Source organism: Variovorax sp. P5_A3, from assembly GCF_056400665.1.
Genome location: NZ_JBFUKW010000008.1, coordinates 58,873 through 74,608 on the forward strand (window position 1 = coordinate 58,873; position 15,736 = coordinate 74,608).

The window sequence follows — 15,736 nt, forward strand, 5'->3', positions numbered from 1 at the left end:
CCCGTCAACTGCAGCCGGCGGGCGCCTGCGCGAACCAGCGCCCGCCGGCGCCCTGGAACAGGCGCACCTGCGAGAAGTAGAAATCCCAGACCAGGCCGATGTCGCGCATGTCGCCGGTCGTCAGCGCGCGCAGATTGAAGAAGCCGCCCGGCACGGCGCGGCCCAGGCTGACATGCGAGCCCGGTGCGGCATTCACGGAGGTGCAAGCGGGCGGCGGTGGCGGTGGCGGCGGCGTTGTCGACATGTCCATCGCGTGGCGCGAGAAGAAGTCCCAGACGATGTCGGGGTAGCTGGGTCCCTGGCGTATCGCCCAGGGACCGTCGCGGCCGTCCTGGCCGCCGATCCAGTAGTGGCCGTGGTTGGTGTCGCTCGTGTTCGGCGTGTCGATCGGGCCATCGAAGAACACCGTTTCGACGAGCGAGCGGCTGCCCGGTTGCGCATCGCCCGTATAGAAGATCTGCTGGCATCCGAAGCCGTTGCTGAACACCGGCGCGCACGGTTGCTGCCGCGCTTGTGCATTGGCCGGCGTGTTGTGCGCGGCGTCGCCATTGAGCTGGAGCTGGGCATCGCGGATGTTGCGCCCCGCGGGCTGGATGACAGTGCAGTCCTTGTTGTTCTGCAAGACCATGAGCGGGATCGCATACGGGCTGTCGCGCTCGCTGCGCATGGCGGCGACGATCTGGCTCACCGGACGGAAGGTGGCGGAACCCGGGCAGCCCGAGAAGGACACCGAGGCCGCATCCTCGCCATACGGCAGGCCCGAGGCGCTCGCCGCCGCGGCGAAGTACTCGTTGTGGGTCACGGACAGCACCACCGCCATCGCCGCGCCCGATGACAACCCTGTCACATAGCGCCGCTTCGGGTCGATGCCGAAGCGCGATTCCACCTGCAGGCCGATCTGGTGCAGGTCCTCGGGTTCGCCGCGGCCCTGGTGGCGGTGCTGGTCGAGCCAGAAGCCCCAGCAGTTGGTATTGCGCAGGCCGTCGTAGCTGGTGATGAAGGGTGCGACGAGGATGAAGCGGTAGCGGTCGGCGGCGGCGACCATGCCCCAGTCGCGCAGCACGTCGTCATGGGTCTGCTGGCAGCCGTGCAGCACCATCACCATCGGCGCCGGTCCGCTGAGCCCGTCGGGGACGTAGACCTTGTAGAGGCGGTCCCGCGAGCCCGGGTAGCCCTGTACCGCGAGCGTGAAGGTGCTGGTCGTGCCCGCGGATGCCGGCAGCCACGAAAGCAACAGCAGGACGACGGCAACCCAGCGTGTCAGCAAGCGAACCATGGCGCACCGTCCTTGGGGATGGGGTGCGTCGACCTTAGCCCTGTGCCATCACGCTCGCAAGAGGTCGGTCGTCATACGGCGACCGGCCGACTCATTCGAGCTTGACGTTGGCCTGCTTGATCACCGCGCCCCACATCGCGCGATCGGCATTGATGAAGGCCGTGAATTCGGCCGGCGTGTTGCAGCGCAGTTCGCCGCCGTACTGGCGCCACTTCTCTTCCAGCTCCTTCGACTCGCAGGCCTTCTTCATCGCGGCGCTCAGCTTGTCGATGATCGGCTGCGGCGTGCCCGCCGGCGCCAGCAGGCCCTGCCAGGCGATGGGCGCGTAGTCGGGCAGGCCCGATTCGGCGAAGGTCGGCACGTCCGGGAAGCTCGAATGGCGCGCCTTGCCCGTGATGGCCAGCAGCTTGAGCTTGCCCGCACGGATGTTGCTGGCCGCGGCGGGCAGGCCGTCGAACATGAGCTGCACCTGGCCCGCGATGAGGTCGGTGTAGGGGCTGTTGCTGTTGTAGGGCACGAGGTTGGTCTTCACGCCCGCGGCGTTGTTGAACCAGACGCCCGACAGGTGCGAGTAGCTGCCGATGCCGGCGGTCGCGACGGTCACCGTATCCGGCTTGGCCTTGAGTTCGGCGATGAGGGCGCGCGCGTCCTTGGCAGGCACGGCGGGGTTGGCAATGAGCCCGGTGTTGAGCACGCCCATCAGGCTGATCGGGGCGAAGTCCTTCTCGGCGTTGAAGGGCAGCTTGGCATAGAGATGCGGCACGACCGACAGCGAGCTGGTGGTGCCGATGTAGAGCGAGTAGCCATCGGCCGGCGCCTTCGCGGCGGCCTCGGTGCCGATGATGTTCGATGCGCCCGGCCGGTTCTCGACGAAGAAGGACTGGCCGAGCACCTTGGTGAGCTCCGCCGCGATCTCGCGCGCATTGGCATCCGGTCCGCTGCCGGCCGGGAAGGGGGCAATGATCCGGACAGGTTTGGAAGGGTAGTCCTGCGCGTGGGCGGCGAACGCCGTCAGGACCAGCATGCAGGACGCCAGCAGGCGTGCGGAAGGGGAATGTCTCTCGTGCATCGATGTCTCCATGTGATAGCGCGTGCGATCCGCACACGCCGCGATCATACGAAAACCGCATTAATTGTCAAAATACGATAATCAAGATACTATTTCATCGACAACGAAGCGAAAATCCTTTTCTCGTTATCGAAAAGAGACACTGGCGATGACCACTTCCACCCCGACGGCAACCGATGGCCTGGCGCTGCAGTTCAGTCACTTTGGCTTCTACGTGCGCGATCTGGCACGGATGGCCGGCTTCTACAAGGACGCGCTGCGCTTCACGCAAACCGACGCGGGGGACTTGGGTACGGTGCAGCTCGTGTTCCTGAGCCGAGACCCTTCCGAGCATCACCAGATCGTGCTCGCGACCGGGCGGCCCAAGGACCTGCCCTTCAACGTCATCAACCAGATCTCGTTCCGCGTCCCCGACCTGGCGACGCTGCGGCGCTTTCATGAGCGCCTGCTGGCGCACGGCGCGCGCGAAGTGCAGCCGGTGACGCATGGCAACGCGATCTCCATCTATTGCCGCGACCCCGAGGGCAACCGGATCGAACTCTTCGTCGACACGCCCTGGTACTGCGAGCAGCCGCTGCGCGAGCCCATCGACCTGGGCCAGTCCGACGACGAGATCCTGGCCCGCGCCGAGGCCATTGCGAAGCGGCTGCCCCGGTTCATGAGCCGCGCCGAATGGCAGGCCGGCGTCGCGCGCCGCATGCAGGAAGACCAGCGTGGCTGAGCGGGAGGACACGCTGTTCGACGTCGCGATCGTCGGCTTCGGACCGACCGGCGCGACGCTCGCCAACCTGCTGGGCAGCGCGGGGCTCTCGGTGCTCGTGCTCGAAAAGGAAGCCGAGGTCTACCCGATGCCCCGCGCGATCCACTTCGACGGCGAAGTGATGCGCATCTTCCAGAGCATCGGCCTGCGCGACGAGGTGATCGCGATCTCGCGGCCGGGCACGCAGGGAATGCACTTCGTCAATGGCGCGGGCGAGCCCATGCTGATCCGTGGCGGCACGGCGGCGCTGGGGCCGCATGGTTGCGCCAACAACTATTACTTCCACCAACCCGAACTCGAAGCGCTGCTGCGACGGGGCGCCTCCCGCTTCGGGAGCGTGTCGGTCAGGTTGCGGCACGAGCTGGTCGGCCTCGCGCAGGACGATGGCGGCGTCACCCTTTCCGTGCGTGACCTCTGCGGCGACCGGCGCGATGACTTCAGGGCACGCTACGTCATCGGCTGCGATGGCGCGCGTTCGCCGGTTCGCACGAGCATGGGAACGCCGATGGTCGACCTGGGCCTGCGCCAGCCCTGGCTGGTGTTCGACGTCATGCTGCAACGGGAGGTCGACCTGCCCGATCACACCGTGCAGCATTGCGACCCGGCGCGGCCCATGACCTACTGCAACGTGATCGGTGCCCGCCGCCGCTGGGAGATCATGGTGCTGCCCGACGATGATCGCGCCGCCCTCGTCGAGCCCGACAACCTATGGCGCATGGTCTCGCGCTGGGTCCGGCCCGAGGACGCGCGGCTGGAGCGCGCGGTGATCTACACCTTCCATTCCGTCATCGCCAAAGGTTGGCGACAGGGCCGGCTGCTGCTCGCGGGCGATGCCTGCCACCAGACGCCGCCCTTCCTGGGGCAGGGCATGTGCGCCGGCATCCGCGACGCGGCCAACCTGGCATGGAAGCTCGAAGCCGTGCTGCGCGGCCGTGCGCCGGACAGCCTGCTCGATACCTACGAGAGTGAACGGGCTCCGCACGTGCGCTCGCTGATCGAGCTGGCCGTGCGGCTCGGCAACCTCATCCAGACCACCGATCCGGTGCTCGCGCGGGAGCGCGACGCGAAATTCCTCGCGGGCCAGCCCGAGATCTTCGAGCTGCCGGCGCAGTTGCTGGGGCAGGGCGCATTCGAATCGCAGCAGGGCTCGCCGGCCGGCCGGCCTTTTCCGCAGCCGCGGCTCGCGGACGGCCGCCTGCTGGACGAGCTGCTGGGCCGGCGGATGGCGGTGATCGGGCGCAATGGCACGATCTCCGGCGTGTCAGCCGCCACGGCCGAGCGCTGGCAACGCGCTGGCGCGATCGTGATCGACCGGCCCGATGCCGGACTCACCGAATGGCTGGACACCCACGACGCAGATGCGGTCGTGCTGCGCCCCGACCGATATATCGTCGGGGTCGCGCGTACGGCCGGAGACCTGGAACGCATTTCGCAGCACATGCCGGTCGCGCCATGAACTCACGAGGAAGGAATCGGCGTGCCGGAAAAATCAATGTCCAGCCTGGGGCGCATGCTGGGCGTGCTCGACCTGTTCGACGACACGCGGCTCACGCGCACGGCGGAGGACATCGCCGCGGCCATGGAGGTGTCGCTGCCCACGGGCTACCGCTACGTGCGCACGCTCCTCGAAGCGGGACTGCTGCAGCGGGTGGAGAACTCGCACTACACGCTCGGGCCGCGCATCATCCTGCTCGACCACTACATCCGCAAGGCGGATCCGGTGCTGCGCGAGGGCATTCCGGTGATGCGGGAGTTGGTCGAGAAGACGGGCTTCGATTGCGTCACCTCCGGCCTTTTCGGCACGCAGGTGCTCGACACGCATCGCGAGATGGGCGGGGCGCCGGCCACGCTGGCCTATGGGCGCGGTCGACCGCGGCCCTTGTTCCAGGGCGGCGCGCCGAAGGTGCTCCTGGCGACCTTCACGCCTGCGCAGTTGCGCAAGGTCTTCGATGCGCGGCACGAGGAGATCGTCCGCTGCGGCCTGCCGGCCGAATGGAGCGAATTCCGCAAGTACTTCGCGGCCATCCGCAAGGCGGGCCACTATGTCTCGGTGGGCGAACTGGAACCGCAACTGGCGGCCGTCGCCGCACCGATCCTGAAAGTCGACGGCAGCGCGTGGGGCGCGCTGTCGATCGTCCTCGACACCTCGCGGCTCGCGATCGTCGACACCCGAAAGCTGGTCCAGCTCGTCACCGAGGGCGCCGCCCGGATCGGCGCACGGCTGACCTGACGGCATTCTTTCCACCACTTCACTTCACAGGCACACCATGAAGCTCATCAGTTACCAGTACAACGGCCAGGACGGCTACGGCGCCGTGCAGGGCGACCGCGTCGTCGACTTGCGCACCGTCTTCAGCGCCCGCGCGCCCGACCTCAAGGCGCTGATCGCCGCCGGCCTGCTGGCCGAAGCCGCCAGCGCGGCCCAGTCCGCCAAGGCGACGCTGCCGCTGAGCGAGGTGACCCTGCTGCCCGTGATTCCGAATCCCGGAAAGATCGTCTGCGTAGGCCTCAACTACGGCGACCACGTACGCGAGACCGGCCGCGAGATCACCGAGAAGCCCACGCTCTTCCTGCGCGTCGCCGAATCGCAGGTGGCGCACGGCGACGACATCGTGCTGCCGCCGGAATCCTCGCGGCTGGACTACGAAGGCGAGATCGCCGTCGTCATCGGCAAGGGCGGCCGCCGCATTCCGGAGGCCAATGCGTGGGAGCACATCGCCGGCTACGCCTGCTACAACGACGGCAGCATCCGCGACTGGCAGAGCGCCACGCCGCAATGGACCGCCGGCAAGAACTTCTGGCGCACCGGCGGCTTCGGCCCGTGGATGGTGACGCGCGACGAGATCCGGGACGACCAGGTGATGACGCTCGTCACGCGCCTCAATGGCGAGGAAATGCAACGCACCACGACCGACAAGCTGATCCACAGCATCCCGCGCCAGATCGCGCACATTTCAGCCTTCATGCCGCTGTCGCCGGGCGACGTGATCGTGACCGGCACGCCGGGGGGCGTCGGCGCCAAGCGCACGCCGCCGGTGTGGATGAAGGCGGGCGACGTGGTGGAAGTCGAAGTGGACGCGATCGGCGTGCTGCGCAACGGCGTGCGGGCGGAATAGCGCTCCCTGCCGCTCAGCCCTCGCTGCGCTGGGCGGCCACATCCCGGATCAGGGCCCACACGCGCTGCGCCAGCGGCGACGGCGCGCGGTTGCGGCGATGCACCAGCATGATCGAGCGTTTCACCGTCGGCACCAGCGGACGCACGATCAGCGCCGGCAGGCCCATCGGCGGTATCGCGAACGCCGGCATGACGCTGATGCCCAAGCCCTGTTCGACCATGCGGAACGCTGTCGTCGGATGGCCGACCTGCTGACGGATCTCGCAGCGCGCGCCTTGCTGCTTCAGGGCCTCGTCGATCAGGCGACGGCTGCCCGACGAGTGGTCGAGCAGCACCAGCGCTTCGCCGTCGAGCGCCGGCCAGCGGACCGATCGCTTGTCCGCGAATCGATGGTCCCGCGGCATCACCAGGCAGAAGGGGTCGTCGAGGATGACCTCGCAATGCAGGTCGTCGGCGGAGGGCGGCTCGACCACCACGCCGAAATCGACCTCGCCGGCACGCACGCTGTCGAGCACGTCCTGCTGGAGGCGGTCGAGCAGCATGAAATCGACGTCCGGATGGCGCCGGGCGCACTCGGCAATGCAGGCCGGCATGAGGTTCGCCGACACCGTGGGGCTGCTGGCCACGCGCACCTTCCCACGCCGCGCGCCGGCCATCCCGTGGACTTCGGCCAGGGTCTGATCGAGGTCATCCAGCACCCGGTCGAGCCGGACCGCAAGCGACTGGCCGGCGTCGGTGAGCACGACTTCGCGGGTGGTGCGATCCAGCAGCTTCAGGCCCAATTGCGCTTCCAGTTCGACGATGGAACGGCTGACCGCCGGCTGCGTGAGCCCGATCTGGTCCCCCGCGCGACTGAAATTGCGGGTTTCGGCGACCGCCTGGAACACGCGCAGCTGCCGGAGAGTCACGTTCATGCGCTCGAATCATATATCTATCAGATAAATCCATTTCACTTTTGAATTGGGGGCGCGTCCAATTCGAACCCATGACACGCTCACGCTTCCTCCCCGACAACTTCACCCTGACGCTAGTCGCGGTGGTCACGTTCGCCAGCCTCTTGCCCGCCAGCGGCGGCATCGCCCACTTCTTCGAGCGGCTCACCACGGTCGCGATCGGCCTGCTGTTCTTCCTGCACGGCGCAAAGCTCTCGCGCGAGGCGATCATGGGCGGCATCACGCACTGGCGACTGCACCTGGTGGTGTTCGCGAGCACCTTCGTCATGTTTCCGGTGCTCGGCCTGCTGCTCAAGCCGGTGCTGACGCCGCTGGTCACGCCCGAGCTCTACACCGGCGTCCTCTTCCTGTGCGTGCTGCCGGCGACGGTGCAGTCGGCGATCGCCTTCACCTCGATCGCGCGCGGCAACATCCCGGCGGCGGTGTGCAGCGCCTCGGCATCGACGTTCCTTGGCGTCTTCGTGACGCCGCTGCTGGTCAACCTGCTGGTCGTGCAGCACGGCGCCGCGGGCGCATCGCTCGATGCGATCGGCCGCATCCTGCTGCAACTCATGGTGCCCTTCGTTGCCGGCCACCTGCTGCGTCCGTGGATCGGCGGCTGGATCAAGCGCCGCGCGGCGGTGCTCACGCTGGTCGACCGCGGCTCCATCCTGCTGGTGGTCTACACCGCCTTCAGCGCGGCGGTCATCGAAGGCCTGTGGAAGCAGGTGCCCCCCTCGGCACTGGCCGGCCTGCTCGTTGTCTGCGCCGTGCTCCTCGCGCTCGCACTCGCAGTCACCACCTGGGCCGCCCGCAGCCTCGGCTTCGACAAGGCCGACGAGATCACGATCGTCTTCTGCGGCTCCAAGAAGAGCTTGGCGAGCGGCATCCCGATGGCAAAGGTCCTGTTCGCCTCCCACGCAGTCGGCGCCATCGTGCTGCCCCTGATGCTGTTCCACCAGATGCAACTGATGGTCTGCGCCGTCCTCGCCCAGCGCTACGCCCGCCGTCAGCAAACCGCAAAGCCCCCCGCCGCAGCCCCCACCCCAGCCTGATCGGGAAATGCCGCGGAACCGGCTCCGCCGGGCCGCTGGCGTTGCCCCCGGTAGGGGGTGGGCGGCCACACGAAGTGCGCGCAGCCTGGGGGCGAGCCTATCTCGGTGCGTCCCCCTTGCGGTACTCCGCCGTCAGCTCGTCCAGGCGCTGCTTGAGCCCTGCATCCAGCTTGTACTCGGCAGCGGCGAGCGTGGCATCCAGCTGGTCCGGCCGGCTCGCACCGAGCAGCGGCGCGGTGATCAGGGGATTCGCCATCACCCACGCCACGGCCAGCGTCGCGAGCGGCACGCCGGCTTCGTCGGCCAGCTTGTGCAACTGCGCGACAGTCGCAAAGCTGCGCTCGTTCCAGTAGCGGTCCTGGTACATCGACCCCGCCGTGCCGAGCGTGAAGCGCGTGTTGTCCTCCGGCTTGGCGCCGGCCTTGTACTTGCCCGTCAGCAGCCCGCCCGCGAGCGGGTTGTACGGGATCACGCCCAATCCTTCTTCGCCCGCCAGCGGCAGCAATTCGCGCTCGATCTCGCGGAACAGCAGGCTGTAGCGCGGCTGCACCGACACGAGGCGCGTCAGCTTGTGCAACTCGGCGCGCCCGACGGCCCGCGCCAGCCGGTAGGCCAGGAAGTTCGACACGCCGATGTAACGTGCCCGGCCCGACCTGACGATGGTGTCGAGCGCTTCCAGGCTCTCGTCCAGCGGCGTCTCGCGGTCATCGCTGTGCAGCTGGTAGAGGTCGACATGGTCCGTCTGCAGCCGCTTGAGCGAAGCATCGATGGCGTCGAGCAGGTGCTTGCGCGACGCGCCCTGGTCCCAGGCGTTCTGGCCGACCTTGCCGACCGCCTTCGTCGCGAGGATGTAGCGGTTGCGCCCCTTCGCGCGCAGCCAGCGGCCGATGATCTCCTCGGTGCGGCCGGTGGTCTCGACGGTGCCGCCGAGCGGGTACACGTCGGCGGTGTCGAGGAAGTTGATGCCCCCGTCCGTGGCCTTGTCGAGGATGCTGTGCGACACCGCTTCATCGGTCTGCAGGCCGAAGGTCATGGTGCCGAGGGCAAGTCGCGACACGGTGAGGCCGGTGCGGCCGAGACGGGTGGTGGGGATGCTCATGGAAGGAACTCCGATCGCTGGGCGGAAGGTCATCATAGTCAGCGGCGCGATTTCCTTCACGGCGTGCATGGACTCCATTCGTTCGAGTTGCTCTCCCACCGGGTAAGCGCGACGATTCGGCGATTGCTGTCAGACATCACGATGACGAAGATGGTCGCCGCCCCCTCCGCCGATGTGTCGAGCGCCGCGTTCACCTCGCGCGCGGCGCTGGAACTCGCGGCCAACAAATGGGCGCTGCTGATCCTGCCGACGCTCAGGGACGGGCCGATACGCAACAACGAACTCCTGCGCCGTGTCGACGGGATCTCGCAGAAGATGCTCACGCAGACGCTGCGCGACCTGGAGCGCAACGGACTGGTCCTGCGCACGGATCGCCACAGCGTGCCGCCGCACGTGGAATACGCGCTGAGCGAAGTCGGTCGCTCGCTCGCCGGAGCCTTCGTCGCCATCAGCCTCTGGGCGGAGACGCATCACCGGGACCTGGCGGATGCGCGCGAGGCCTTCGACCTGCGGCACCGCTAGCGATACGTCGCGAGGTGGATGCTGGTTTCCGTATTGCGGATGCCCTTGAGCAGCCGGATGCGTTCGAGCACCTGCGACAGCTCCGTCATCGAGGCGGCGCGCAGTTCGGCCAGCAGGTCCCAGCGGCCATTGGTGTCGTAGAGCGCCGCCACGCCGGGCTCTCCCAGCAGGTTGGCGATGACCAGCCGGGTCTGGTTCCCGTCGACCAGGATGCCCATCCAGGCGCGGATTTCGTCGGTCCGCGCCTCGGGACGCAACTGCACCGCGTAGCCGACGATGACACCGCCGTCCTCCAGCTTGCGCAGCCGGTTCGTCACCGTGCCGCGCGAGACGCCGAGCTTCTGCGCGAGAGTCGCGGCGGGCAGGCGCGCGTCGTGGCGCAGCAAGGCGATCAGTCGATGGTCGATTTCGTCGAGTTGCATGCCGACACTGTCGGTCAGTCCCGGCGTTTTGCCAATGTCAGTCGGTGGCGCTGGCCATTTCCAGGAAGCGCAGCGACGGCTCGGAGGAGAGCGCGCGGGTCGCGGCCCTGGCCTCGTCGGGGCTCATCGGCACCAGCATCTCCACCTGTCCGGCGACGCTGGTCGCCAGCGGAAGGCCGTCGCGATAGAGCACGCGCGAGCCCGCGACGCGGGGCACCTTCGGGCCCGGCACGACCGTGCCGAGAAGGTTGGCCGGGTCCGTGGCGGCGAGACAGACCAGGGTTTCGTCCGGCGCCTGCCGCCGCACTTGCCGCATGAGACCGATGGCATCCGGCAGCGCGAACTGTTCGCCCGCCACGCCGGCGATGAAACGACCGCCACGGATTTCCCCCCGTGCTTCGAGCCGGCGGTAGGCGCGCACCAGATCGCGCCATGGCGGCAACCACGTCGGCTCACGCTCCAGGACGCGCCAACACACGACGCCGTAGCGGCGCAGCAGGATGCGCGCGACCTGCTCGATCGATTCCGGCGCGATGGCGGGGGCCGTGTCGGTGGCGCCCGGCGCACGCTGGCGGACGAGCGACCAGCGTCCCGCATCCTCGATGCCGAAAAGGGCTGTGCGACGGCGGCGGCGGGCGTGCGTCGATGAGCGCTTCGACGGCGGAATCAGCAATGCGCGCAGCCCAGCGTAGCTGTCGCAATGCGCCCGGCCGCGCACCACGAGTTCGCTCAGCGCGTCTTCGAGCTCGGTGCCCAGCAGGTGCGTTCCCTGGACGATCTCGTCGAAGAAGGAGGCGCCGTGTTCAGCCAGGAATGTGGCGACGCGCTGGGCCCGCGAACCCAGCCCTGCATCGGCGGCGGGCGGAGGGACCAGGCCGGTCCACTGGGACGCGGTCCGGCGCGGCAGGAGAAGGATGGGCGTCGTGCGCAGCGATGCGCCGCCGCCCGCCCTGGCATCGCCGGCAGCGGGCCGCAGGCGCGTCCACAGCGTGCGGCCGGCGGTGCAAAGGTCATCCAGCCACGCGGGTGCGTAGTCCTTGACCCGGGCTGGCAGCAGCTCGGCTTCCCAGGTGCCGGCCGGCGCCTCATAGCCTTCGAGTTGCATGAGGATGCCGGCAAGCGCGTCCGGGCCGCTGACCCGGCTCGCGGCGCCGACATGCTGCCACTCGAACAGGAAGCGGACGAAGTCGCGTGGCTCGACCGGTTCGATCTCGCGCCGCAGCCGCTTCAGGGTGTAGCGATGGATGCGGGCCAGCAGATGGCGCTCGCACCACTCGATCGATTCGGCGCCGGGCGTGAACCGTCCCTGCAACACGTAGCCTTCGGTCTGCAAGGCGGACAGGGCGGCGTCGATCGCGACGAGCGGCAGGCGCAACTGCGCAGCGAGGGTGTCCGCCGACAAGGGTCCGAGGCCCGTCAATCGCGAGCGCAGCAGTTCGCGCAAGGTGTCTTCCGCGGCACCCTGTGCCGCGTATTCCGCCGGTGGCTCGATGACGGGCTGCAGCGAAGCGAGGGGATAGAGCAGGGCGATCTGCGCAAGGCGCTCGGCCGGCACCCACAGGCCCGCTCCATGTGCATCGTTCGTTGCGGGCACCATCCGCGTCGCGCGGCCGGCCTGCGCGAGGGCCTTCAGCCACTGCAACCAGTCCGCGTTGTTCATTGCCTCCGCATCGGTGACGACGCCGAGCGCGTTCAGCGCCTCGTGCATTTCGTCAGGATTGCGCGCACGGGGCCATGCCTCCTGCCTCACGCTCTCGATCGCATCGGCATCGAGCCGGCCGAGATCGTCGGCGCTCTCCGGATCGATGTAGCGCCGGCTCTGCACGGCCTGGGTGCGGCGTTCTTCCAGCGGCGCGTCGTCGAGGAAGGCATAGGGACGCGCGTTCAGCGCTTCCGACGCGAGCGGCGAGGGCGCAGGCAGGTCGCGCGCCACAACCTCTAGTTCACCGGACTCCATGCGATGGAGCAAGCGCAGCCAGCCTTCCGCATCCATGGCGTCGTAGAGGCAGTCGTAGAGCGTCTGCGCGACGAGCGGGTGCTCCGGAATCTCACGCTCGCCCGCGAGGTTCTCGGCGCAGGCCACCTGGTCCGGGAAAACGGAGGCCAGCAAGTCCTCGGACTTCATGCGCTGGAGCTGTGGTGCGACCTTGCGCCCGCCGACGAAGCGCGGCAGCGCCAGCGCAGTGGTCGCGTTCCAGCGCCAGCGCGCGCCGAAGAGCGGCGCATCGAGCAGCGCCTGCACGAGCACATCGAGGGCGGTCGCCGAATGAAGGTAGCGCGCCACTTCGTCGAGCGGAAAGCTGTGGCTGGTCGACAGCGACAGGACGATCGCATCCTCGGTCGCGGCGGCCTGCAGCTCGAAATTGAACTGTCGGCAGAAACGCTTGCGCAACGCCAAGCCCCACGCGCGGTTCAGGCGGCTGCCGAACGGCGAATGGATCACCAGCTGCATGCCCCCCGATTCGTCGAAGAAGCGCTCCATCACGATGCGCTGCTGGGTCGGCAGCGTTCCAAGGGCTCGCATCGCGCGAGCGAGATGGTCGACGATCTGGCGGGCTGCCTCCGCCTCCATGCCGATGTCGCGGGCCAGCCAGTCGACCGTCGCTTGAATACCCCGTTCCGCGAGGCTCTCGGCGATCTCGCCGCGAAGGCGCGACACGCCGAAGGAAAGTTCATCGGTACGACCGGGCGCCTCACCCAGCCAGAACGGAATGTTGGGCGCGGCGCCATGCGCGTCCTCCACCCGCACGCGGCCGGGCTCGATACGCAGGATCCGGTAGCTGGTGTTGCCGAGCTGGAAGACGTCGCCCGCCAGGCTTTCGACCGCGAAATCCTCGTTGACCGTGCCGATCTTGTGCGCCTGCGGTTCGAGCATCACGGTGTAGTCGCCGGTCTCGGGAATCGTGCCGCCGGAAGTCAGGGCGGTCAGGCGCGCGCCCTTGCGCTCGCGCAACTTGTGATGCACGGCATCGCGATGCACGTAGCTCGCGCGCTGGCCCAGGCGCGTCGTGAACCCTTCGGCCAGCATGCGAACGACGGATGCGAAGCTCTCCCGGGTCAGCCCGGCATACGGCCAGGCACGCCGCACGAGGTCAAAGAGCGCATCCTCGTCCCATTCGCGCGATGCGGTCTCGGCGACGATCTGCTGTGCCAGCACATCGAGCGGCGCAGGCAGCACGTGCAGTGCGTCGAGTTCGCCACGGCGCACGCAATCGAGAAGCGCGGCGCATTCGACCAGTTCGTCACACGACTGCGGGAAGAGCCGCGCCTTCGGCACGCCGCCCACGGCATGGCCGGAGCGCCCCGCGCGCTGCAGGAAGGTGGCGATGGATCGTGGAGAGCCCAGCTGGCATACGAGATCGACATCGCCGATGTCCAGTCCCAGCTCCAGCGAGGCCGTGGCCACCAGCACCTTCAACTCGCCGCGCTTGAGGCGTTGCTCGGCATCCAGCCGCGTCTCCTTGGCAAGACTGCCGTGGTGGGCGGCGACGACTTCCTTGCCCAGGATCTCGCCGAGGTGCCGCGCGGCCCGTTCGGCCATGCGCCGCGTGTTCACGAAGACCAGCGTCGTGCGGTGCGCGTGGACCATCCCCGCGATACGTGCGTAGACCTGCTCCCATTGCTCGTTGGACATCACCGCGGCAAGCGGCGTCGGCGGCAGTTCCAGCGCGAGATCGCGCTGCTTGGCATAGCCGATGTCGACGATCTCGCAATCGGCGACGCCCTTCGCGACCGCGCCGGCGCCGACGAGAAAGCGCGCGATCTCGTCGATGGGCTTCTGCGTGGCCGACACGCCGATGCGGGTCAGCGGCTTCGCGCAGAGCGCCTGCAGCCGCTCGAGCGACAGCGCCAGATGGCTGCCGCGCTTGGTGGCGACGACCGCGTGGATCTCGTCGACGATGACCGTGCGAACGGTCGAGAGCATGCGGCGTCCCGACTCGGAGCCCAGCAGCACGTACAGCGACTCGGGCGTACTGACCAGGATGTGCGGCGGCTTGCGAAGGCTTTGCTGGCGCTCCCTGGCCGGTGTGTCGCCGGTGCGCACGGCCGTGCGGATTTCCACGTCGGGCAGCTTCAGCCTTGCGAGCTCGCGGCGGATGCCGGCCAGCGGCGCCTTCAGGTTCAGACCGATGTCGTTGGACAGGGCCTTCAACGGCGAGATGTAGAGCACCGAGGTCTCGTCGGGCAGGCCGCCGGATTCGAGGCCGTCGCGGACGAGGCGGTCGAGCGCGGCCAGGAAGGCCGTCAGCGTCTTGCCCGAACCGGTGGGCGCCGCGACCAGCGTGTGCCGGCCCGCGGCGATGACCGGCCAGGCGGCGGCCTGGGCCTCCGTGGGACTCGGGAAGGTGGCGTTGAACCAGTTGCCGACGGCGGGGTGAAAGTCTTGGAGCACGGCAGGTGCGGTCTTGCTGCGCAGCGTGGCGCAAGGGAATGAAATCAGGTCGGCCGTGCGGATGTCAAGGCGCAGGCCCGCCGGCGGTGTATCCATTCATGACGCGCCCACATCCACGAGCACGCGTCCGCGCACCTGCCCGGCGAGCAGTCGGGGTGCGAGATCCGCGACGGCGGCCAACCCGATGGTCTCGGTGTTGGCATCGAGCAGATCGCGCGGCAGTTCGTCGGCCAGGCGCTGCCATGCGGCGAGGCGCCGCGTCTGCGGGGCATAGACGCTGTCGATGCCCGCCAGTGTGATGCCGCGCAGGATGAAAGGCGCCACGCTGGCGGGAAAGTCCATGCCCTGCGCAAGGCCGCAGGCGGCGACGGTACCGCCGTATTTCAGGCTCGCACAGACGTTCGCCAGCGTGTGGCTGCCCACGCTGTCCACCGCTGCGGCCCAGCGTTCCTTCTGCAAGGGCTTGCCGGGCTCGCCGAGCGTGGCGCGGTCGATGATTTCCGTGGCGCCCAATCGCTGCAGGTGAGCCGTTTCGCTGGTCCGGCCGGTCGATGCGTGCACTTCGAAACCGAGCTTCGCAAGCAGCGCGATGGCGATGCTGCCCACGCCGCCGTTTGCGCCGGTGACCAGCACAGGCCCGGCGGCCGGTGTCGCGCCGTGGTGCTGCAGCGCCATCACGCACAGCATCGCGGTGTAGCCCGCGGTGCCGATCGCCATGGCTTGACGCGCGTCGATGCCCTTGGGCATCGGCACCAGCCAGTCGGCCTTCACGCGCGCCTTGCGCGCGAGGCCACCCCAGTGGGTTTCGCCGACGCCCCAGCCGTTGAGCAGCACGGCGTCGCCGGACTTGAAGCGCGCGTCGGTGCTCTGTGCCACGGTGCCCGCCAGATCGATGCCGGGCACCATGGGGAACTTGCGCACGACCGGCGACTTGCCGGTGATCGCGAGTGCATCCTTGTAGTTGACGGTGGAACAGGCGACATCGACGAGCACCTCGCCCTCGGGCAACTGGGCCTCATCGACGGAAGTGACGGCGGCCTGGGTCGTGCCGTCGTCGGCCTTGGTGAGCAGCAGGGCGTCGAACATGCGCGGG

Annotated in this window: 13 protein-coding genes; 6 read left to right on the top strand and 7 right to left on the bottom strand. The window is 68.4% G+C overall.

Annotation, left to right across the window (positions count from 1 at the left end):
- Positions 1–4 precede the first annotated feature (4 nt).
- Complete coding sequence (locus AC1D3B_RS13860; RefSeq protein WP_478191246.1) at positions 5–1,276, bottom strand: extracellular catalytic domain type 1 short-chain-length polyhydroxyalkanoate depolymerase; 1,272 nt, start codon at positions 1,274–1,276, stop codon at positions 5–7.
- Between the two features lie 91 nt (positions 1,277–1,367).
- Positions 1,368–2,345 carry a Bug family tripartite tricarboxylate transporter substrate binding protein gene (locus AC1D3B_RS13865; RefSeq protein ID WP_478191247.1) on the bottom strand — a complete coding sequence of 326 codons (978 nt, stop codon included), beginning with the start codon at positions 2,343–2,345 and terminating at the stop codon, positions 1,368–1,370.
- Positions 2,346–2,493: 148 nt separating this feature from the next.
- On the opposite strand from AC1D3B_RS13865, the gene AC1D3B_RS13870 reads away from it, so the two are divergent.
- Genes AC1D3B_RS13870 through AC1D3B_RS13885 form a run of 4 tightly spaced genes read left to right on the top strand, consistent with a single transcriptional unit; the run spans position 2,494 to position 6,221 of the window.
- Positions 2,494–3,066: a VOC family protein gene (locus AC1D3B_RS13870; RefSeq protein ID WP_478191248.1), complete on the top strand. Its 573-nt coding sequence runs from the start codon at positions 2,494–2,496 to the stop codon at positions 3,064–3,066.
- Positions 3,059–4,561, top strand: a complete 1,503-nt coding sequence (gene mhpA, locus AC1D3B_RS13875) for a bifunctional 3-(3-hydroxy-phenyl)propionate/3-hydroxycinnamic acid hydroxylase MhpA (RefSeq protein ID WP_478191249.1) — start codon at positions 3,059–3,061, stop codon at positions 4,559–4,561. Before AC1D3B_RS13870 ends, mhpA begins: the two co-directional genes overlap by 8 nt.
- 36 nt (positions 4,562–4,597) lie before the next feature.
- Positions 4,598–5,335: an IclR family transcriptional regulator gene (locus tag AC1D3B_RS13880; RefSeq protein ID WP_478191250.1), complete on the top strand. Its 738-nt coding sequence runs from the start codon at positions 4,598–4,600 to the stop codon at positions 5,333–5,335.
- A 37-nt stretch (positions 5,336–5,372) separates the two neighbouring features.
- Complete coding sequence (locus AC1D3B_RS13885; RefSeq protein ID WP_478191251.1) at positions 5,373–6,221, top strand: fumarylacetoacetate hydrolase family protein; 849 nt, start codon at positions 5,373–5,375, stop codon at positions 6,219–6,221.
- 13 nt (positions 6,222–6,234) lie between these two features.
- On the opposite strand, the gene AC1D3B_RS13890 is transcribed toward AC1D3B_RS13885, so the two are convergent.
- Entirely contained in the window at positions 6,235–7,134 is a 900-nt protein-coding gene (locus AC1D3B_RS13890) for a LysR family transcriptional regulator (RefSeq protein ID WP_478191252.1), read from the bottom strand.
- A gap of 71 nt (positions 7,135–7,205) precedes the next feature.
- Here AC1D3B_RS13890 and AC1D3B_RS13895 point away from each other — a divergent pair, with 71 nt between their 5' ends.
- A complete protein-coding gene (locus tag AC1D3B_RS13895; RefSeq protein ID WP_478191253.1) occupies positions 7,206–8,207 on the top strand; it encodes a bile acid:sodium symporter family protein in 1,002 nt (333 codons plus the stop codon).
- Positions 8,208–8,304: 97 nt separating this feature from the next.
- Here the strand turns inward: AC1D3B_RS13895 and AC1D3B_RS13900 are convergent, their stop codons facing one another.
- The gene (locus tag AC1D3B_RS13900; RefSeq protein WP_478191254.1) at positions 8,305–9,306 is read right to left on the bottom strand and encodes an aldo/keto reductase; all 1,002 of its coding nucleotides are present in this window, start codon (positions 9,304–9,306) and stop codon (positions 8,305–8,307) included.
- A gap of 141 nt (positions 9,307–9,447) precedes the next feature.
- Between AC1D3B_RS13900 and AC1D3B_RS13905 the strand changes: the two genes are divergently transcribed.
- Positions 9,448–9,828, top strand: coding sequence for a winged helix-turn-helix transcriptional regulator (locus tag AC1D3B_RS13905; RefSeq protein ID WP_478191255.1), 381 nt, complete (start codon positions 9,448–9,450; stop codon positions 9,826–9,828).
- Here AC1D3B_RS13905 and AC1D3B_RS13910 read toward each other — a convergent pair.
- From AC1D3B_RS13910 to acuI, 3 genes are read right to left on the bottom strand one after another with little or no spacing between them, the layout of a single operon-like run.
- Positions 9,825–10,250: an Lrp/AsnC family transcriptional regulator gene (locus AC1D3B_RS13910; RefSeq protein WP_478191256.1), complete on the bottom strand. Its 426-nt coding sequence runs from the start codon at positions 10,248–10,250 to the stop codon at positions 9,825–9,827. The two genes, AC1D3B_RS13905 and AC1D3B_RS13910, sit on opposite strands and share 4 nt — an antisense overlap.
- A gap of 37 nt (positions 10,251–10,287) precedes the next feature.
- The gene (locus AC1D3B_RS13915; protein WP_478191257.1) at positions 10,288–14,739 is read right to left on the bottom strand and encodes a DEAD/DEAH box helicase; all 4,452 of its coding nucleotides are present in this window, start codon (positions 14,737–14,739) and stop codon (positions 10,288–10,290) included.
- The gene (acuI, locus tag AC1D3B_RS13920; protein WP_478191258.1) at positions 14,740–15,729 is read right to left on the bottom strand and encodes an acrylyl-CoA reductase (NADPH); all 990 of its coding nucleotides are present in this window, start codon (positions 15,727–15,729) and stop codon (positions 14,740–14,742) included.
- Positions 15,730–15,736: the final 7 nt, after the last annotated feature.